Origin of the sequence: Actinomycetospora sp. CA-101289, from assembly GCF_050955895.1 — a bacterium.
Lineage (GTDB): Bacteria > Actinomycetota > Actinomycetes > Mycobacteriales > Pseudonocardiaceae > Actinomycetospora.
Genome location: NZ_CP192093.1, coordinates 438,496 through 456,617, shown reverse-complemented (window position 1 = coordinate 456,617; position 18,122 = coordinate 438,496). Strand labels below are relative to the sequence as shown.

The window sequence follows — 18,122 nt, the reverse complement described above, 5'->3', positions numbered from 1 at the left end:
CCCGACGCGCACCGGAGCTGACCCGAGGCGCACGCGTTCCTCCTCCTCGCCTGCCCCCCGACTGCCCCTGCCGGGCTACATCCTGCCTCCGTCCGCCGGAGCGCCGTCACCGGGCGGGCGCCACAGCGCGCCCTCGATCGCCTCGGCGCGGTCCGGCGGCGCCGCGCGCAGGGCCTGCAGGTCCTCGAGGTGCTCGGCCATGGCGAGGGCCGAGAGGGCCGCGTCGAAGGCGTCCTCGCTCGCCACGACGTCGTCGCGCAGGGCCGCCGGGATCCGCGCGTCGGCGTCGACGACGCGCTCCCGCGCGGCGGGCGAGCGCTTGACCACCGGCCCCGTGTGCACGCGCGGGTAGATCTCGACGACCGTCGCGTGTCCGGCGTCGTCGAACGGCCACACCGCGAACCCGGCCGCCCGCAGCCGGGCGAGGTGCGGCATCCCGCGCAGCGACCCGGTGCCGACCGCGCCGGCGCCGCCGATCTGGAACGTCGAGCGCGGGTCGAGCCCGTCGGCGCGCGCGGCGGCCTCGGTGACGCGCAGGCCCGGCCGGGCGGGGTCGAGCGGCGGGCGGGGCCGCGGCCCGCGCCCCCAGAACGGCGGCCGGCACGCCTCCAGCCAGCCCTCGCCCTCGCGGGCCACCAGGTCCCACAGGGCCGCCACGTCGGCGCAGCCCTGCTCGCGCGCGAACCACGCCGGCAGGCCGAACGAGAAGTCGAGGCCGGCGACCACCGGGCCGGCGGCGGCACGGGCGAGCAGGAACTCGACCACCCCCTCGCGGTCCAGCCCGCCCCGCACCGCGAGCAGCCGCCCGGGGTCCGCGCGGGCCACGCGGATGCGCCGGCGGGCGGTGCGCCGGTCGCCCGACCAGTCCACCGCGAGCACCTCCACGGATCGTCTCCTCTCGACCACTCCTCGCGTCAGCACGACCGTCCGTCGCGCGTTGCGCGCCGCTGAACGCGGTCAACCGGCCACCACGCTTTCCGGTGGCCCTTCGTCGCGCAGATTGCCCGGCCCGTGGGCGAGGGGTTGAGTCCTTCTCGACCGTTCGTCGCAACATTGAGTACGACGAACGGTCGTCCCCCCTCACCCGCTCGTCAGGAGTCCGCCCTCATGTTCCGACGCGCTGCTGCCTCCCTCTCGGTGGCCGCCCTGTCCACCGCCGGGCTGCTCGCCGCTGCCCCGCTCGCCCAGGCCGCGCCCGCCCCGGCGCCCCCCACCGACGACGACATCACCGGCATCGCGCTGCTCAACGACCTGACCCTGCTGCCCGTGCAGGCGTGCGGGCTCGACGTGGGCGTCCCGATCCTGTCCGACATCCTCGGCGGCACCGACGGGGCGACCGACGCGGCCTGCGCCATCGCGGACGACGGGGCCGACGACGACTGAGATCGACTGACGAGCACGAAGCGCGGGGCCGGGGTGGCCGGTCCCGCGCTGCTCGACCGACTCAGCCGACCAGGACCTGGTCGGCGGCCGCGGCGGCGACGGTGACCGCGGGCAGGCGGAGCCGCACGGCCGTGCCGACGCCGGGGCGGGTGTCGACGTGGAGGTCGCACTGCGAGCCGAACGCGGCGCGCATGCGGCGGGAGACCTCGGCGATGCCGCCGTGGCGCTGGTCGACCTGGGACGCCGCGCGCGTGGCGTCGGGGCCCATGCCGGCGCCGTCGTCGGACACCGTGATGACGCAGTCGGACCCCGAGCCGGAGGCGAACACGCTGACCGCACCGCCCCCGGGCACCGGCTCGATGCCGTGGCGCACCGCGTTCTCCACCAGCGGCGCCACGACGAAGGGCGGGACGAGGACGCTGCGCACCTCGGGGGCCACGGCCACCTCGGCGCGCAGACGGTTCCCGAACCGGGCCTGCTCGAGGACGAGGTAGCGCTCGGCGTTGAGCAGCTCGTCGCCGACCGTGGTCATCTCCCCGCCCGAGCGGAACGAGTAGCGCGTGAAGTCGGCGAACTCGGTGAGCAGCTCGCGCGCCCGCGACGGGTCGGTGCGCACGTAGGACGCGATCGCGGTGAGCGTGTTGTGCACGAAGTGCGCCGAGAACCGCGAGCGCAGCGCCGACTCGACGTCCGCAGCGGTCGGCGCGGCGACGAGGTCGCTGCCCACGCGGCGGATCGGGGCACCCGGCGCCTCGGGGCCCTCGGTGGTCTCGAGGTCGTCGAGCTCGAGGTCGGTGTCGACCACCGGGGCGGCCAGCACGGGCGCGGCGACCGTGGCGGGGTGCGACGGGCGCAGGCCCTGCCACGTGGGACGCTCGAGCAGGCCGGTGGCGGTCCAGCGGCGGTGCTCCACCTGCCCCACCAGGCGCGGCGCGAGCCAGTGCACCGCGCTGCCGGCCTCGTCGGGCAGGGCCTCGGCGAACGGGCTGTCCGGGCGCTCGAGCACCTCGAGCACCCCCTGGAGCTCGCGGCGGGCGGCGGCGGTGATGCCGGTGACGACGCGCCCGGAGTACCGCAGCCCCGCCTCGCCCGGCACGCCGACCAGCAGCGCGCCCACGACGTCCGGCCGTCCGCGCGCGGGGACCCAGCCGCCGACGACGACCTCCTGGCTGCGGCGCACCGGCGTCTCGATCCAGCTCCGCGAGCGCCGCCCGACCTGGTAGGTGGACTCGAGGCGCTTGGCGACGATGCCGTCGAGACCGTAGCGCCGGGCCGTCTCGATCACCGCGTCGGCGTCGACGCCCTGGAAGAACGGCGGGATGACCACCTTGCTGCCCGAGAAGTCGAGCTCGCCGAGCAGCTCGCGGCGCTGGCGGTAGGGCAGCCGCCGCGTCGAGACGCCCGCGACCTCGAGCACGTCGAAGACGTAGTACGACACCGGGACCCGCGCCTGCAGGATCTCCGAGGGGTGCGCGACGCGGTGGCGCCGGCGCAGCTTGCCCGCGCTGGGCCGCCCGACCCCGTCGAGCGCCACCACGACGCCGTCGAGCACCAGCCCGCTCGTGGCCGTCCACGGCGCGGCCACGCCGAGCTCGGGGAAGTGCGAGGTGACGTCCCGCCCGGCGTCGGTGACCAGGCGCAGCCCGTCCTCGCCCGTGCGCGCGAGGCAGCGCAGCCCGTCCCACAGGAACTCGAAGGCCCAGCCGGCGCCGCGTGGGAGGTCCCCGCTGCTGGCGAGCATCGGGCGCCCCGGGGCCGCCTCGCCCGGACCGGCGCCGCCGGGCAGGTCGGTGTCCGCCAGGGTCGCCACACCCGTCACCGCGCCACCTCCCCGACCGCACTCGCCGCGCCCGCCGGCCAGGTGATCGCCGACGTGCACCACGGTAATCGCGCGGCCCGACGGTGACAGCGCTCTCGCGCACGCGGCACGCGGCGGTTGCGACCGGGGACCAGCGAGACGCGACGAACGGCGCAGTGCGGTGTGGCGCACCCGGGGGAAGGCCGGTCAGGCCGCCAGTCCGACGGCGACGACCGTCGAGGGCCGCGTGGGCACGGGGCCGTCCGGCTCGACCGACACCGCCCACCCGCGGGGAGCCGGCGCACCCGGCCCCGACGGACCGCCCGCCGCCTCGACGGGACGGGTCACGCCGTCGCCGGGGTCCATGACGGCCACGGCCACCGGCGCGTTGCCCGGCAGCCCCGTGGCCCAGACCACGTAGTCGCGCACCGGACCGGCGGGCGGCAGGGCCAGCGGCACCATCCGCAGCGGCGCCGCGGCGTCGGCCGGGTCGAGGACGACCGCGGCCGCGTCGCCGCGCTCGCCCCGCAGCACCGCGGAGCGCAGCCCCGGGTCACGGGACCGGGCGTCGGCGACGACGCGGTCGGCCTGCGCGTCGAGGGCCACCGTCGGGGTGTCCGGGCCGCGGTCCTGGGTCGAGAGCACGCCGCCCACGGCGACGAGCGCCACGCCGAGCACCACCGCGGCGACCAGTCCGAGCATCGCGGTGGCCCAGCGACGGTGACCACCGGGCGCCGACGCGGCGCGGCGGCGGGGCGTGTCGGCGACGGGCGGGCCCGACGGGTCGGCGCGCCGGGTCGGCCGGGACCGCGGGGGCGCGGGCTCGGCCTCCACGGCGTCGAGGATCCGGCGGCGGAGCTCGGGGGGCGGCTCGACGGACGGCACGGCGGCGCCGAGCGCGGCGACCACCTCGTTCGCCTCGTCGTGCAGGCGCCGGCAGTCCGCGCAGCTCGCCAGGTGCTCCTGGAGGAGGCGCTCCTCGTCGGGCTCGAGGGCCGAGAACGCGCCGCCGACCACGTCGGCCGCCTGCACACAGCCGCTCACGCCGACGCGCGGGCCGTCCTCGCCGAAGCGGCCGCTGACCGGTCCACGCGCGCTCACCTCCTCGTCGGTCTCCGCGCAGTGTTCGCCCGTGGGCGGCCGTCGGTTCGACCGTTCGGAGTCCGATCGCAGGACCGACCCGCCCATACTCCCCTCCTCTTGTCTACCCCTGCGCCACGCCGCGCGCGGAACGGCGGACGGGGACGTCGCCGGGCGCGGCGAGCTCCGCCTCCAGGTCGTCGCGCGCGAGCCCCAGCGCCGCGAGGCGACGCCCGCGCGCCGGCACGTCCGGGTCCGCGAGCAGCCGGGCGATCTCGGCCTCCACCGCCCGGAGCCGGTCGCGCGCCGCGACCCGGGCGACCACCCGCTCGGCCTCGCGCGCGACCTCGCGGGCCGCCGCACGCCCGGCGCCGAACCGCTCCCGCCACCACTGCCCCACGCGTCGCCGGTCCATGGCGCCCCTCCTCGTCGTCGCCCGTCTACTAAACCGGTTCAAAGTGCGCCCGCACAAGGGGCTCCGCGGCTCCGGACGGCGCGCGGGAGGATCGGGGCGTGGAGACGGGCCGGACGAGCGGACGGGTCACGCTCGCGACGGTGGCGAGCGCGCTCGGCGTCTCCCGCGCGACGGTGTCCAACGCCTACAACCACCCCGAGCGCCTCAGCCCGCCGCTGCGCCTGCGGGTGCTGCAGACCGCGCGGGATCTGGGCTACGCCGGGCCGCACCCGCTGGCGGCGATGCTCTCGCGGGGCCGGGTCAACGCGCTGGGGCTGGTCTACGACGACCCGATGTCCTTCGCGTTCAGCGACCCGGCCGCGGTCCTCTTCCTCCAGGGCGTCAGCGAGGTCTGCGAGCACGAGGACCTCGCACTCGTGCTGATCAGTGGCGGCCCGGCCGGCGCGGTCGCGCGCGTCGCGCTCGTGGACGCGGTGATCTGCTACTGCGACGTGCCCGCCGACGGCAAGCTCGCCGCCATCGTCGACCGCGGCCTGCCGTTCGTCGTCGTCGACGGCCCGCGCCTGCCCGGGGCCGGGCACGTCGGCATCGAGGACGCGCGCGGCGCCGCGTCGGCGACCCGCCACCTGCTCGACCTCGGGCACACGCGGCTCGGGGTCGTGGCGCTGCCGCTGGTCGACGACGGGTGGGAGGGCACCGCCGGCCCCGACCGCCAGGAGCGCGCGCACTACCGCGCGGCCCGCGAGCGGCTGGTCGGCTACCGCGAGGCGGTCGAGCAGGCGGGCCTGCCCTGGGACGGGGTGCCGGTCGAGGAGCGCGCGCCCTACGGCCGCGACGCCGGGCAGCGGGCCGCGGCCGCCCTGCTCGCCCGCCGGCCGCGTCCCACGGCGCTGCTCGCGATGAGCGACGAACTCGCCCTCGGCGCGATGGTCGCCGCCGCGGACGCGGGGCTCTCGGTGCCCGGCGACCTGTCGGTCGTCGGCTTCGACGACGTCCCCGCGGCCGCCGACGCCCACCCCGCCCTGACCACCGTCCGCCAGCCCCACCGCGAGAAGGGACGGCGGGCCGCCGAGCTGCTCCTGCGCCCCGACAGCGTCGACACCGAGCACCGGCTGCCGGTCGAGCTCGTGGTCCGGGAGTCGACCGGGCCGCCGCCGCGCCCCTAAACCCCTGACCCCTCCGAACGGAGGGTCACAGACCGTCCGCGCAGACACCGTCCCGGTGACGTCGCCCGGTTACGGTGGCCGTGAAGCAGGTCACGGCTCGGGAAGGTGCTCATGGCTGGTGTGTGGTTCGAGTCCGTCGCCGAGGCGCAGCGGCGCGCGCAGAAGCGGCTGCCCAAGTCCGTCTACGGCGCGCTCGTGGCCGGCAGCGAGGCCGGGGTGACCCTCGAGGACAACGTCGACGCGTTCCGCGAGCTGCAGTTCCTGCCGCACGTGTGCGACCTGCCCTTCGAGAAGGACCTGACCACCACGGTCATGGGCCAGGAGATCTCGATGCCGGTGATCGTCTCGCCCACCGGGGTGCAGGCGGTCAACCCCGAGGGCGAGGTCGCCGTCGCCCGCGCGGCCAAGAACGCCGGCACGGCGATGGGGCTCTCGTCGTTCGCCAGCCGCGCGATCGAGGACGTCGTCGAGGCGAACGACAAGACGTTCTTCCAGATGTACTGGGTGGGCGACCGCGAGACCCTCGCCGCCCGCGCCGAGCGCGCCAAGAAGGCCGGGGCCAAGGGCCTCATCGTCACCCTCGACTGGTCGTTCTCCCACGGCCGCGACTGGGGCAGCCCGTCCATCCCCGAGAAGATGGACTGGAAGACGATCCTCAAGTACATCCCCGAGGGCGCCATGCGCCCGCGCTGGGGCATCGAGTTCCTGCGGTCCGGGAAGATCCCCGACCTGACCGTCCCGAACATCCCCACCCAGGGCGAGCAGCCGCCCACGTTCTTCGGCGCCTACGGCGAGTGGATGTTCACCCCGCCCGCCACCTGGGCCGACGTCGCCTGGCTGCGCGAGCAGTGGGGCACCGAGCTGCCGTTCTGCGTCAAGGGCATCACCCGCGTCGACGACGCCAAGCGCGCGGTGGACGCCGGCGCCACGGCGATCCAGGTGTCCAACCACGGCGGCAACAACCTCGACTCCACCCCGGCGCCGATCCGCGTGCTGCCCGGCATCGTCGAGGCGGTCGGCCGGGACGTCGAGGTCATCCTCGACGGCGGCATCCGCCGCGGCAGCGACGTCGTCAAGGCCCTCGCCCTCGGGGCGCGCGCCGTGGCCATCGGCCGGGCCTACCTCTGGGGCCTCGCCGCCGCCGGCCAGCCGGGCGTGGAGAACGTCTTCGAGATCCTGCGCAACGGCATCGGCTCGGGGCTCATGGGCCTGGGCCGCAGCTCGGTGCACGACCTCGTGCCCGAGGACATCATCGTCCCCCCGAACTTCACGCGGCAGGCCGTCGTCTAGGCCTCGGCCGGACGAACGACGGGCCCCTCCCGGATCACCGGGAGGGGCCCGTCGTCGTCAGGGGCGGTAGCGGTGGGATTCGAACCCACGGTGGGCAGAACCCACACGCGCTTTCGAGGCGCGCTCCTTTGGCCGCTCGGACACGCTACCGCCGACAAGGCTACGACACGCTCTCCTCGCGATCACGGCCGGGCCAGAACTCCCGCAGCAGCGCCGCGCACTCCTGTTCGCGCACCCCGCCGACCACCTCGGGGCGGTGGTTGAGGCGCCGGTCGCGCACCACGTCCCACAGCGAGCCGACCGCGCCGGTGCGCGGTTCCCAGGCCCCGAAGACGATCCGGTCGACCCGCGCGAGCACCGCCGCGCCGGCGCACATCGTGCAGGGCTCGAGGGTCACGACGAGCGTGCAGCCGCCCAGCCGCCAGCCCCTATCGGCGTGCTCCTCTGCTTGGTGCCGCGCGGCCTCCCGCAGGGCCAGGACCTCGGCGTGCGCCGTGGGGTCACCGAGCGCCTCGCGGGCGTTGGCGGCCGCCGCCAGCTCGCGGCCGTCGGCATCGAGCACCAGCGCCCCGACCGGGACGTCGTCACCGGAGGTCCGCGCGACCGCGATGGCACGGGCCATCGCGAGGTCAGGCGTCAGCGGTCTCCACGACCTTCGCCAGCTCGTCCGCGAACCCGCAGCGCCGGGCGATCGCGGTGAGCTGCTCGTCCGGGTAGAGGTCGATCTCCTCGACCAGCACAGCGAGCTCGTCGGCGGGGATGCCGAGGTCCGCGAGCATGCCGAGGTCGCCCTCGGGCCACGGGTCGTCGTCGGCCTCGTCCTCGTCGGGCACTTCGAGGCGCAGCAGGTCGAGCACGTCGGCGGCGACGTCGTAGTCGAGCGCGGCGACGGCGTCGGAGAGCAGCAGCGACACCCCGCCGGGCGTGGGGCGCACGAGGACGAAGAACTCGTCGTCGACGTCGAGCATGCCCAGCACGGCACCGGTGGAGCGCAGCCCGCGCAGCGCGCTGATGGCCGAGTCGAGATCGGCCAGGCTCCCCCGGTCCATCGCGACCGCGCGCCAGCGACCCTCCTCCCGGGTCACCGCCACGGCCCACCCGTCGAGGGGCGCGACGGTGCCCGCACCGCCGCGTGTCGCGGCGGAGCTTCCGGGGCCCTGACCTGCCATGCCCTTACGGTAGGTCCGGGCGAGTCTCGAGTGGTAGTCCGGCGAGGTCGCGGGCGCCGGACGGTCGACCGCGCACTGCCTCCGGCCGTCCGGAGGGCGTCCGGACGGGTCGGATCGCGGCGGCAACACACCAGGGGTGCCAGGATCGGACGGGTGAGCGCTCCGGAGCGGCGAACGGGGAGCCGCCGCGCGGCCCACCGCGCCCCCGAGCGGGCCCTCCTCGCCGAGGCGCGCGGTCTGCAGCCGCGCACGGTCGCGCTGCGCCGCGTCCTGCACCGGCACCCGGAGATCGGGCTGTCGCTCCCCGTCACCCAGGCCGCGGTCCTCGCCGATCTGCGCGACCTGCCACTGGAGATCACCACCGGACGCGGGTGCAGCTCCGTGGTCGCGGTCCTGCGCGGCGCGCGCTCCGGTCCGACGGTGCTGGTGCGCGCGGACATGGACGCGCTGCCGCTGACCGAGGAGACCGGCCTGGCGTTCGCCTCCGAGGACGACGGCGCGATGCACGCCTGCGGGCACGATCTGCACACCGCGATGCTCGCCTCGTCCGCGCGGCTGCTCGCGGGCCGGCGCGAGCGTCTCGCCGGCACCGTGGTCTTCATGTTCCAGCCCGGCGAGGAGGCCCACCACGGCGCCCGGACCATGATCGAGGAGGGCCTGCTCGGCGACGCGTCGCCGGGCGGGGTCCCGGAGTCGGCGATGGCCCTGCACGTCACGTCGCGGCTGTCGCCGGGCACGCTCCAGACCCGGCCGGAGTCGATCATGGCGTCGTCGGACGACCTGCACGTACGGGTCGTCGGCAGCGGCGGCCACGCCTCGGCGCCCCACGACGCGCTGGACCCGGTGCCGGCGGCCGCGGCGATGGTGGGCGCGCTGCACACGATGATCACGCGGCGGGTCAGCGCGTTCGACCCCGCGGTGCTGACGATCGCGCACATCACCGCGGGCACCACCACGAACGTCATCCCCGAGAGCGCCCTGCTCGAGGGCACCGTGCGCACGCTGTCCGAGGAGACGCGCGCGCGGGTGCTCGCCGAGGTGGAGCAGGTCTGCCGGGGTGTCGCCGCCGCCTACGGCTGCGCGTGCGAGGTCGAGATCGAGGCCGGCTACCCCGTCACCGTCAACGACCCGGAGGTCGCCGAGCGCGTCGCCGACGTCGGCCGGTCGGTGCTGGGGTCGCGGTTCGTCGAGCCGATGCCCGACCCGATCATGGGCTCGGAGGACTTCTCCTACGTGCTGGGCCGCGTGCCCGGGGCGCTCGCGTTCCTGGGCGCCTGCCCACCGGACGTCGACCCCGCCGAGGCGCCGCCCAACCACTCCAACCGCGTCGTGTTCGACGAGGACGCGATGGTCGCCGGGGTCGCCCTGTACAGCGGGTACGTCATGGACGCCCTGCGCCCGGGCTGACCCGCCCGTTCGGGCGCATCGTCCTCACTCTCGCGGGTCGCCCTAGTGTCGGTCGGCGTGGAATCCGCTGGTGCCGTCCTCGCCGCCGCGCAGACCCGTCCCGTGTGCGTCATCGGGCTCGGCCTCATCGGCGGCTCGCTGCTGCGCGCCGCCGCCGACGCCGGCCGGCACGCCTGGGGGGCGTCCGCCTCGACGACCACCGCCGAGAAGGCGGCCGCCGACGGCTACGACATCGCCGCCTCGGTCGACGAGGCGCTCACGCGGGCCGCCGCGTCGGATGCGCTGGTCGTGCTGGCGGTGCCCCTGACCGCGCTCGACGACGTGCTCGCCGCGGTCGCCCACGAGGCGCCGACGTGCCGGCTCACCGACGTCACCAGCGTCAAGGAGCCGGTGGCCGAGGCGGTCGCGCGACGGGCGCCCGCCACCCGGTTCGTCGGCGGCCACCCGATGACCGGCACCGAGTTCTCCGGCTGGGACGCCGGCTCGCTGCAGCTGTTCCACGAGAAGGTCTGGGTGGTCGCCACCGAGGACGACGCCGACCTCGACGTGTGGGTCGACGTCGCGGCGCTGGCGCTGGCCTGCGGCGCCGTCGTCGTCCCGGCCGCCGCCGACGAGCACGACCTCGCCGTCGCCCGCATATCCCACCTCCCCCACCTCTTCGCCGCGGTGCTCGCCTCTGTGGGTGCCGACGGGGGCGAGCTGGCCATGGCCCTGGCCGCGGGGTCGTTCACCGACGGAACGCGCGTCGCCGCCACGCGCCCCGAGCTCACCGCCGCGATGTGCGAGGGCAACCGCGCGGCGCTGCTGTCGTCGCTCGACGACGCCCTCGGCCGTCTCGGCGCGGCCCGCGGCTCGCTGGCCTCCACCGGCGGCCTCCTGGCGACACTCTCGGCCGGGCACGAGGGCCGGACGGCCCTGGACGAGGCGCGGCGGGCCCGGCGGGAGGTGCGGATCGGCCTCGAGGGCACGCCGGCGGAGTTCCTCGAGGAGATGCGCGAGCTCGGCCGGACCGGGGGACGCGTGATCGGCTGGAGCGAGGAGGCGCTGGACGCCGCGGACGAGGCGCTGGGCGTCTCTGAGGAGTAGGCGCCCTGACTCGAGGAGCCGCTCCACTTCCCGGAGCACGTCTTCTACCGCTTCGACGACGGCCGCATCTCCGCGGTGTGGTCGCTGATCGACCGGTGGGCGACGGCGGCGCAGCTGCGGGGTCGGGCGGGTTCCTGAAAGGCGACCTCGCTGTCGGGGGTGGCCGCTAGACTCGAACACATGTTCGAAGGATTCGTCGACGAGACGCCGGGCGACGTCCCGGTCGCGGCGCCGGGTCCTGCGCTGGCCGAGCAGCTGCTCGCCGAGGACGTCCTCGCGTCGGCGCCGGAGCCGGCTGACCACAGCGTGTCCGGCGAGGCGGCGTGGGAGGCGGCCACCTCGGCCGCGATCGGGCGCCTCGACGGCTGGGCGCGCACCACGGCGTGGGTCCAGGCGCAGGAGATGCTCGCGGTCGAGGCCCTGGTCACGCGCACCGTCGAGCGCGCCGAGCAACGGCCACCGGGCACCCCGCTCGACGAGCACCTCGGCGGCGTCGGGGCCGCGGTCGACTCGGTGGTCGCCGAGCTCGCCCTGACCTGGCAGGTCGCCGGGCGCACCGCCTCGCGGCGCGTCGACGAGGCGGTGAGCCTGGTCAACGGCATCCCGCTCGCGGTCGAGGCCATGCTCGACGGCCGGCTCGGCCTCGCCCACGTCCGCGCCCTCGGGGCGGTCCTGCTCGACCTCGACCCCGCGCTCGCCGAGCGCATCTGCCGGCAGCTGCTGGACGCGACGCCCGCGGGCGCGCCGATCGCCCGCACCCCGGCGCAGCTGGCCGGAGCCGCCCGCCGCACGGCCATCCGTCTCGATCCCGGCAGCGCCCGCCGCCGCGAGCGCGCCGCCGCCCGGGAGCGCGGGGTGCATCTCGGGGCCGAGGACCACGGGATGGCGACGGTCACCGCGTACCTGCCCGCGGCGGAGGCCCTGCTGCTCTACCGCACCATCGATGCCCACGCCCGCCGCGTGGCCCCGGACGACCCCGCCGCCGCCGGCCCCGAGGCGCCGGACGCAGGAGTGGGCGACGAGGCGGAGACGAGCGACCGCTCCCCCGCCGCCCGTCGGGCCGACGCGCTCTGCGACCTCGTCGGGCTCGGAGCCCTGGCCGCCGCCGGCGCGACGCCTGTGCCTGACGAAGGCGTCGGCGAGGCGCCGCCGGACGCCGAGCCGGACGCCGAGCCGGGCGAGCCGCCGACCGAATCCCGCGACACCCAGCCCGCTCCGCCGACCCCCGCTCGCGCACGAGGCCCAGCCCGGGCCGCGCGCGACGTGCAGGTCCGGGTCCTCGTCTCCGCCGACACCCTGCTCGGGTTGGACGAGGAGCCCGCGGAGCTCGTCGGCTACGGCCCCATCACCGCCGCCGCGGCGCGCCGGCTGGCCGCCGACGCCGACGCCACGTGGCGCCGGGTGCTCACCGACCCCCGCTCCGGCGCCGTCCTCGACGTCGGCCACCGGCGCTACCGACCACCCGCGGCGATGGCCGACCACGTGCGACATCGCGACCTCACCTGCACCTTCCCCGGCTGTCGTGTGCCCGCGCAGGCCTGCGACCTCGACCACCTCGTGCCCTACAACCCGCGGGATCCGTCCGGGCGCACCGCCGCCGACAACCTCGCGCCCGACTGCCGCCACCACCACCGCGTGAAGCACCTGCGCGGCTGGTCGGTGCGCCGCGACCCCGACGGCTCCGTCCTGTGGACCACGCCCTCGGGCCGGCGCTACCGGACGGTGCGCCCGGTCCTCGCGCCGATGGAGATCACCGAGAGTCCGCCGGGTACGAGCCACGACGACCCTTGCGTCACGACGACGCCGACGCCGGCCGACGACCTCCGCGTCGTCCTCGAGCACCGGCTTCGCCGGCCCGTCACGACCGCCGCGTCCGCCACGACCCGGGGAGACGACGATGCGCCGTACTGACGCGCACCGGGACGCGAGCCTCTCAGAAGAGGGTGTCGTGCTGCGGCGTGCGCTCGCGCCGGGCGTGCCGGGGACGGCGCGCCGGGGCGGGGACCTGCGCGGGCTCGAGCGCGTGGGTCGACTCGGGGGCGGGCGGGCGGGCCTCGGCGCGGCTGGGGTCGACGCGCACCCAGTCGCCCCCCGAGTCGCCGGAGCGGTAGGGCGTGCCGCGCCGCTTGGCGATCACGCCCGACAGGCGCTGGTCGACCACGCCGGCGAGCAGCGCGGGGCCGTCGTCGTAGGCCGGCGAGATCTGGATGCGCGTGGCCCGCGACAGGTCGAGGCGCGCCAGCACGGCCCGCCGTTCCTCGAGGGGCCGGGGGTCGAGCGGGACGCCGTAGAGCCGCACGACGTCGTAGACCATGAACACCGCCGGCCGCTCGCGGGCGAGGTCGCGGGCGCGGCGGGGGTCGGCGACCCCGAGGCGCTCGCCGAGGGCGTCGGCGGACGGGCTGCCGCCGTCGAGCATCACGGCCTCGCCGTCGAGCAGGCCGTCGGCGACGGCGTCGACCAGGCCGGCGAACTCGGGGAAGCGGGCGGTGACGTCCTCGCCGTCGGCGGTGCAGAGGGTCAGCACGCCCTCGTCGACGTCGGCGAGGAGCCGCACGCCGGCCCAGTCGACCTCGTAGCTCCAGGCACTCCCGACCGGCAGATCGCCGGGAACGGGGAGCATCGGGAGCACCTCGTCATCGTGCTACGGGACGCCGACAACACCCGGGACCGGGGTCGGCGCGTCGTTGGGTGGGACGAATGGGGCTCCTGCGGCATGCTGGACCCGACGCACGGTGACCGACCACGCACCGTGCCCGCCGAGAGGGGCCGATGATGCGCGCGATCTGGAACGGCGCCGTGTCGTTCGGGCTCGTGAACGTTCCGGTGCGGCTCTACGCCGCCACCACGAACCACGACATCCGTTTCCACCAGGTGCACGAGGTCGACGGCGGACGCATCCGCCAGAAGCGGACGTGCTCGGTCTGTGGCGAGGAGGTCCAGTACTCCGAGATCGCCAAGGGGTACGAGACCGACGACGGCCAGCTGATCATGCTGGACGACGACGACCTGTCGACGCTGCCGGTGGCGAGCGGCCACGAGATCGACGTCGTGCAGTTCGTGCCGTCGGACCAGATCGACGCGCTGCTGCTCGACAAGAGCTACTACCTCGAGCCGGAGAGCAAGGCGGTCAAGCCCTACGCCCTGCTGCGCGAGGCGCTGCGCGAGACCGACCGCATGGCCGTGGTCAAGGTGGCGCTGCGCCAGCGGGAGACCCTGGCGCTGCTGCGGGTGCGCGACGAGGCGATCGTGCTGCAGACGATGTTGTGGCCCGACGAGGTCCGCGAGCCCGACTTCGAGACCCTGCGCACCGAGGTCGACCTGCGGCCGCAGGAGCAGCAGATGGCCGCGTCGCTGGTCGAGAGCCTGTCGGGCGACTTCGAGTCCGACCAGTTCGAGGACGACTACCGCCAGGCGATGGTCGACCTCATCGAGTACAAGCGCGAACACGGCGGCGGGCGCCCGGCGCCGGAGCCGGCCGTCGCCGAGGAGGGCGACGACATGACCGACCTCCTCACCGCGCTGCGCCGCAGTGTCGAGGCGGCCGGCGGCAAGGCGCCCGCGGAGGAGCCCGCCGCGGCGTCGGCGAGCTCGTCGGAGGAGACCGCCGCCGAGGAGGCCCCGGCGGAGGAGAAGCCGAAGCGGGCCCGCTCGCGCACGAAGAAGACCGAGGAGAAGACCGCCGAGAAGACCGAGGAGGCGGCCGCCGAGGCGCCGAAGAAGTCGCGGTCGAAGAAGAAGGCCGACGACGACGAAGAGGACCCCTCGACGGCCAAGGGCCGGCGCAGCAAGAGCGCCTGAGCAGGCGGCTCAGCCGCTCGGCACACTCAGCGGCTCAGCGCCTCCTGGTCGGGGACGTCGTAGCCCTGGTCCTCGATGGCGTCGACGAGCGCCTGGACGGTCACGGCGTCGTCGTGCTCGACGCGCACCGAGCGGGCGTCGACGTCGACCTCGACGGCCGCCACCCCGTCGAGCGGGCCCACGGCGCCCTCGATCGCCGCCTTGCAGTGCCCGCAGTGGATCTCGGGAACCGACAGCGTGGTGCTGGTCATCGCCGTGCCTCCGTTTCGTCGCGTCGGGGCCGGGGGAGCCCGTCACGTCCACGGCACCGTCCCGTGCAGGGCCCGGTGCGATACCCCCTGAGGGTAATCACGACGCGAGGGAGTGCTGCGACGACCATGGCCGAGAACAGATCGCTCGAGGGCAAGACCGTCATGTTCCTCTGCGCCAAGGAGGGCACCGAGCAGGTCGAGCTGACCGAGCCCTGGAAGGCGGTGCAGGAGGCCGGCGGCACCCCGGTGCTCGTCTCCGAGACGCCCGGCTCCATCCAGGCCTTCAACCACCTCGACAAGGGCGACCGCTTCGACGTCGACGCGGTCATCACCCAGGTCAAGATCGAGAACTACGACGCGCTCGTGCTGCCCGGCGGGGTGGCCAACCCCGACCTGCTGCGCACCATCCCGGACGTCGTCCAGGTCGTCGGCCAGTTCTTCGCCAACCGCAAGCCGGTCGCCGCGATCTGCCACGCGCCCTGGACGCTCATCGAGGCCGACGTCGTCCGCGGCCGTCGCATGACCTCGTTCCCGAGCATCGCGACCGACCTGCGCAACGCCGGAGCCGAGTGGGTCGACGAGGAGGTCGTGGTCGACCAGGGCCTCGTCACCAGCCGGAACCCCGACGACCTGCCGGCGTTCTGCCGCACGCTCGTCGAGGAGTTCGCGAACGCTCCGACGCCCGCCCACGCGCTGTCGGCCGACCAGGCCTGACCGCGGAGACCGCTCCACTGCGACGACGGACGCCGGCCTGCCCCCGAACGGGGCCGGTCGGCGTCGTCGCGCGGAGCACACCTGCGGGCGGACATACTCCCGCCCCATGCGCAGACGCACCGCCCGCACCGGCCGGACCGTGGCCGCCGTCGGCCTGATCGCGGGCCTCGCGCTCGCCGGCTGCAGCTCCGAGGCTCCTGCGCCACCGCCGACCCCGGCCGCCCCGCCCACGACGACCACCGGCTTCCTCCCGCCCGGCGCCCCCACCGAGGGCGTGCGCCCGCCGACCGAGAACCTCCCGCTGGCCGCCGAGCCGCAGGGCGCCCCGGAGCCGGCGTCGACGCCGCCCGGGCGCCAGGTCGAGGTGGGCCCGGCGGCCGAGGGCGTGGTCGTCGACCCGGTGACGCGCACCGTCGCCGTCGCCAAGCGCAACCCCAACGAGCTCGTCCTGCTCGACGCCGACACCGGCGCGATCCGCGCCCGCACCCCGCTGCCCGGCTTCGTGCGCCACCTGCAGCTCGCCGGCCCCGGCGGCCCGGTGCTCGTGCCCGTGGAGAGCGCCAACGCCGTCGTCCGCGTCGACCTCCCGTCGGGCACCGGGCAGCCGCCGGTCGTCGTCGGCACCGTCCCCCACGACGTCACCCAGGCGCCCAACGGCACCGTGATGGCCGCCGACGAGCTCGGCGGCACCGTCTCGGCCGTGCGCGGCGACCAGGTGGTCAAGGTCTTCACCGACGCCGTGCAGCCCGCCGGCATCGTCCCGGTCGGCGACACCGTCGGCATGGTCGACGTCCGCAAGAACACGCTGACCACCTACGACGTGGCCTCGCTGCGCATCGTCGCCGAGACGCCCGCCGGCGCCGGGCCCACGCACCTCGTGGCCGACCGGCACGGTCGCATGATCGCCACCGACACCCGGGGCAACGCGGTGATCGTCTTCGAGCCGACGACCGGGCCGAACGGCGGGCCGCGCGAGGTCGCCCGCGTCGCCCAGCCGGGCGGTCCGTACGGCATCACCTACGACCCGGCCCGCGACCGCGTCTACGTGGCGTCCTCGGGCACCAACGAGGTGATCGCCTACGACATGACGGCCCCGCAGCCGCGCGAGGTCGGCCGGGTCGCCACCGTGCAGAACCCGTACACCCTCGGCGTCGACCCGACCACCGGCCGGCTCTACGTCGCGGGCGTCTCCACCGGCGTCGTGCAGATCGTCGACCCGCCGGCCTGACGCCGGCCGGTCCCTAGCTCCCGCTGAGCAGGTCCGACGGGATGTCCTCGTCCTCGCGGACGGCGTTCCAGAACCGCTCGGACTTGCTCTTGTTCCACACCACGCCGCCCGAGACGCTGGCCGACAGGTCGATCGGCACCGTCGTGGTCACCCCGCCCTCGCCCGAGAGCGAGCGCATGGCGAAGCCGAGGCTCGCGAGGTTCCAGACGTGGGTGCTGCCGTCGACGGTCAGGGTGCCGATCGCGGCGTTCGCGAAGGGGATGATCCGGAACGGGTTCAGCAGTGTCGCGGGGCTCGCGGCCTCGCTGACCAGCGCGGCGAGGAACTTGCGCTGGTTCTGGATGCGCTGCAGGTCGGCGTTGGGGAACGCGCGGGTGCGCACGAACCCGAGCGCCTGCGGGCCGTCGAGCTCCTGGCAGCCCGCGGGCAGGTCGATGCCGGCCTTGGGGTCGTCGATGGCGTCGTCGAGGCACATCTCGACGCCGCCGATCGCGTCGACCATGCCCGCGAAGCCCTCGAACCCGATCTCGGCGTAGTGGTCGATCTCGATCTTCGCGGCCTGCTCGACGGTCTGCACCAGCAGCTCCGGGCCGCCGATCGAGTACGCCGAGTTGAGGCGACCGCGGTTGTCGCGGCCCGGGATCGGCAGGATCGTGTCGCGCGGCAGGCTGATCAGCGAGGTCTGGCCGCCGAAGCCGCCGACGTGCACCACCATCATCGTGTCGGTGCGGTTGCCGTCGGCCTCGCCCGTGGCCAGCTGCTCCTCGGTGGCCGCGGTGAGCCCGGCGCGGCTGTCGGAGCCGACGATCAGCCAGTTGGTGCCCGAGCTCGACGGCCCCTCGTACTCGGGCAGCGCCCCGGTCCGCGTCATCTGCGTGTCGAGGTAGACCCCGAAGCCCACGACGAGCAGCAGGAGCACGGCCAGCACCGCGCCGATGCGCTTCGGCCAGCTCCAGTGCGCGAACCGACCGCCGCGACCACGGCCACCCCCGCCGCCCTCTCGTCGGGGCGTGCCCCGCGACCACGCCGGCCGCTCGGGCAGGCGCTCGCGCCACGACGGGCGCTGCTCCTCGCGGGCGGCGCGGGCGACGTCCGGGTCGAAGCCGACCTGCGGGTCGCGGCTCCAGTCCGGGCCGCCGACACGGGTCGGCTCCGCGCGCGGCGGGCGTACGGCGCCCCGACCGGCAGCACCCGCGGCACCCGCACCCGCGGCCCCGGCAGCACCGCCGGACCCGCCCCCGCGCCGTCCCCGGCCGGGCATCGCGAAGCCGCCGGGCCGTTCGGGGGGCGGGGCCGGGTCGGAGCGGCCGGGCTGGGGTGGGGGCCCGCCGGAG

The 18,122-nt window shown here is 75.8% G+C and carries 18 protein-coding genes and 1 tRNA gene; 9 read left to right on the top strand and 10 right to left on the bottom strand.

The window, feature by feature from the left end:
- Positions 1–75: 75 nt before the first annotated feature.
- Positions 76–885, bottom strand: coding sequence for a hypothetical protein (locus tag ACQPX6_RS02210; protein WP_433785122.1), 810 nt, complete (start codon positions 883–885; stop codon positions 76–78).
- Positions 886–1,107: 222 nt separating this feature from the next.
- Here ACQPX6_RS02210 and ACQPX6_RS02205 point away from each other — a divergent pair, with 222 nt between their 5' ends.
- Positions 1,108–1,383, top strand: a complete 276-nt coding sequence (locus tag ACQPX6_RS02205; RefSeq protein ID WP_433785120.1) for a hypothetical protein — start codon at positions 1,108–1,110, stop codon at positions 1,381–1,383.
- 61 nt (positions 1,384–1,444) lie between these two features.
- Here the strand turns inward: ACQPX6_RS02205 and ACQPX6_RS02200 are convergent, their stop codons facing one another.
- The 3 genes from ACQPX6_RS02200 to ACQPX6_RS02190 form a co-directional block, all read right to left on the bottom strand.
- Positions 1,445–3,202 carry a histidine kinase gene (locus tag ACQPX6_RS02200; protein WP_433785119.1) on the bottom strand — a complete coding sequence of 586 codons (1,758 nt, stop codon included), beginning with the start codon at positions 3,200–3,202 and terminating at the stop codon, positions 1,445–1,447.
- A gap of 186 nt (positions 3,203–3,388) precedes the next feature.
- Complete coding sequence (locus ACQPX6_RS02195; RefSeq protein ID WP_433785117.1) at positions 3,389–4,282, bottom strand: hypothetical protein; 894 nt, start codon at positions 4,280–4,282, stop codon at positions 3,389–3,391.
- A 103-nt stretch (positions 4,283–4,385) separates the two neighbouring features.
- Positions 4,386–4,676 (bottom strand): hypothetical protein, encoded by a 291-nt coding sequence (locus tag ACQPX6_RS02190; protein ID WP_433785116.1) that lies wholly within the window; start codon positions 4,674–4,676, stop codon positions 4,386–4,388.
- 98 nt (positions 4,677–4,774) lie between these two features.
- On the opposite strand from ACQPX6_RS02190, the gene ACQPX6_RS02185 reads away from it, so the two are divergent.
- Both ACQPX6_RS02185 and mftD read left to right on the top strand, forming a co-directional pair.
- Positions 4,775–5,842 (top strand): LacI family DNA-binding transcriptional regulator, encoded by a 1,068-nt coding sequence (locus tag ACQPX6_RS02185; RefSeq protein WP_433785115.1) that lies wholly within the window; start codon positions 4,775–4,777, stop codon positions 5,840–5,842.
- A 111-nt stretch (positions 5,843–5,953) separates the two neighbouring features.
- Positions 5,954–7,132, top strand: a complete 1,179-nt coding sequence (mftD, locus tag ACQPX6_RS02180) for a pre-mycofactocin synthase MftD (protein ID WP_433785114.1) — start codon at positions 5,954–5,956, stop codon at positions 7,130–7,132.
- A 64-nt stretch (positions 7,133–7,196) separates the two neighbouring features.
- On the opposite strand, the gene ACQPX6_RS02175 is transcribed toward mftD, so the two are convergent.
- The 3 genes from ACQPX6_RS02175 to ACQPX6_RS02165 form a co-directional block, all read right to left on the bottom strand.
- Positions 7,197–7,282 (bottom strand) — tRNA-Ser (locus ACQPX6_RS02175).
- A 10-nt stretch (positions 7,283–7,292) separates the two neighbouring features.
- Complete coding sequence (locus tag ACQPX6_RS02170; RefSeq protein ID WP_433785113.1) at positions 7,293–7,754, bottom strand: nucleoside deaminase; 462 nt, start codon at positions 7,752–7,754, stop codon at positions 7,293–7,295.
- A 7-nt stretch (positions 7,755–7,761) separates the two neighbouring features.
- Complete coding sequence (locus tag ACQPX6_RS02165; RefSeq protein WP_433785112.1) at positions 7,762–8,301, bottom strand: tRNA adenosine deaminase-associated protein; 540 nt, start codon at positions 8,299–8,301, stop codon at positions 7,762–7,764.
- A 153-nt stretch (positions 8,302–8,454) separates the two neighbouring features.
- Between ACQPX6_RS02165 and ACQPX6_RS02160 the strand changes: the two genes are divergently transcribed.
- The 3 genes from ACQPX6_RS02160 to ACQPX6_RS02150 all read left to right on the top strand — a co-directional run bounded on the left by ACQPX6_RS02160 (position 8,455) and on the right by ACQPX6_RS02150 (position 12,705).
- Positions 8,455–9,708, top strand: coding sequence for a M20 metallopeptidase family protein (locus ACQPX6_RS02160; protein WP_433785111.1), 1,254 nt, complete (start codon positions 8,455–8,457; stop codon positions 9,706–9,708).
- A gap of 57 nt (positions 9,709–9,765) precedes the next feature.
- A complete protein-coding gene (locus ACQPX6_RS02155) occupies positions 9,766–10,794 on the top strand; it encodes a prephenate dehydrogenase (RefSeq protein WP_433785110.1) in 1,029 nt (342 codons plus the stop codon).
- Between the two features lie 180 nt (positions 10,795–10,974).
- Positions 10,975–12,705 carry a DUF222 domain-containing protein gene (locus tag ACQPX6_RS02150; RefSeq protein ID WP_433785109.1) on the top strand — a complete coding sequence of 577 codons (1,731 nt, stop codon included), beginning with the start codon at positions 10,975–10,977 and terminating at the stop codon, positions 12,703–12,705.
- A 22-nt stretch (positions 12,706–12,727) separates the two neighbouring features.
- Here the strand turns inward: ACQPX6_RS02150 and ACQPX6_RS02145 are convergent, their stop codons facing one another.
- The gene (locus ACQPX6_RS02145) at positions 12,728–13,417 is read right to left on the bottom strand and encodes a hypothetical protein (RefSeq protein WP_433785108.1); all 690 of its coding nucleotides are present in this window, start codon (positions 13,415–13,417) and stop codon (positions 12,728–12,730) included.
- A 152-nt stretch (positions 13,418–13,569) separates the two neighbouring features.
- Between ACQPX6_RS02145 and ACQPX6_RS02140 the strand changes: the two genes are divergently transcribed.
- Positions 13,570–14,595: a Ku protein gene (locus tag ACQPX6_RS02140; RefSeq protein WP_433785107.1), complete on the top strand. Its 1,026-nt coding sequence runs from the start codon at positions 13,570–13,572 to the stop codon at positions 14,593–14,595.
- A gap of 26 nt (positions 14,596–14,621) precedes the next feature.
- Here the strand turns inward: ACQPX6_RS02140 and ACQPX6_RS02135 are convergent, their stop codons facing one another.
- Positions 14,622–14,846: a copper ion binding protein gene (locus ACQPX6_RS02135; protein WP_433785106.1), complete on the bottom strand. Its 225-nt coding sequence runs from the start codon at positions 14,844–14,846 to the stop codon at positions 14,622–14,624.
- 126 nt (positions 14,847–14,972) lie between these two features.
- Here ACQPX6_RS02135 and ACQPX6_RS02130 point away from each other — a divergent pair, with 126 nt between their 5' ends.
- Together ACQPX6_RS02130 and ACQPX6_RS02125 are read left to right on the top strand one after the other, a co-directional pair.
- Positions 14,973–15,560 carry a type 1 glutamine amidotransferase domain-containing protein gene (locus ACQPX6_RS02130; protein ID WP_433785105.1) on the top strand — a complete coding sequence of 196 codons (588 nt, stop codon included), beginning with the start codon at positions 14,973–14,975 and terminating at the stop codon, positions 15,558–15,560.
- A 106-nt stretch (positions 15,561–15,666) separates the two neighbouring features.
- Positions 15,667–16,788 carry a YncE family protein gene (locus ACQPX6_RS02125; RefSeq protein ID WP_433785103.1) on the top strand — a complete coding sequence of 374 codons (1,122 nt, stop codon included), beginning with the start codon at positions 15,667–15,669 and terminating at the stop codon, positions 16,786–16,788.
- A gap of 13 nt (positions 16,789–16,801) precedes the next feature.
- Here ACQPX6_RS02125 and ACQPX6_RS02120 read toward each other — a convergent pair whose 3' ends face one another.
- Entirely contained in the window at positions 16,802–18,049 is a 1,248-nt protein-coding gene (locus tag ACQPX6_RS02120; protein WP_433785102.1) for an LCP family protein, read from the bottom strand.
- Positions 18,050–18,122 lie beyond the last annotated feature (73 nt).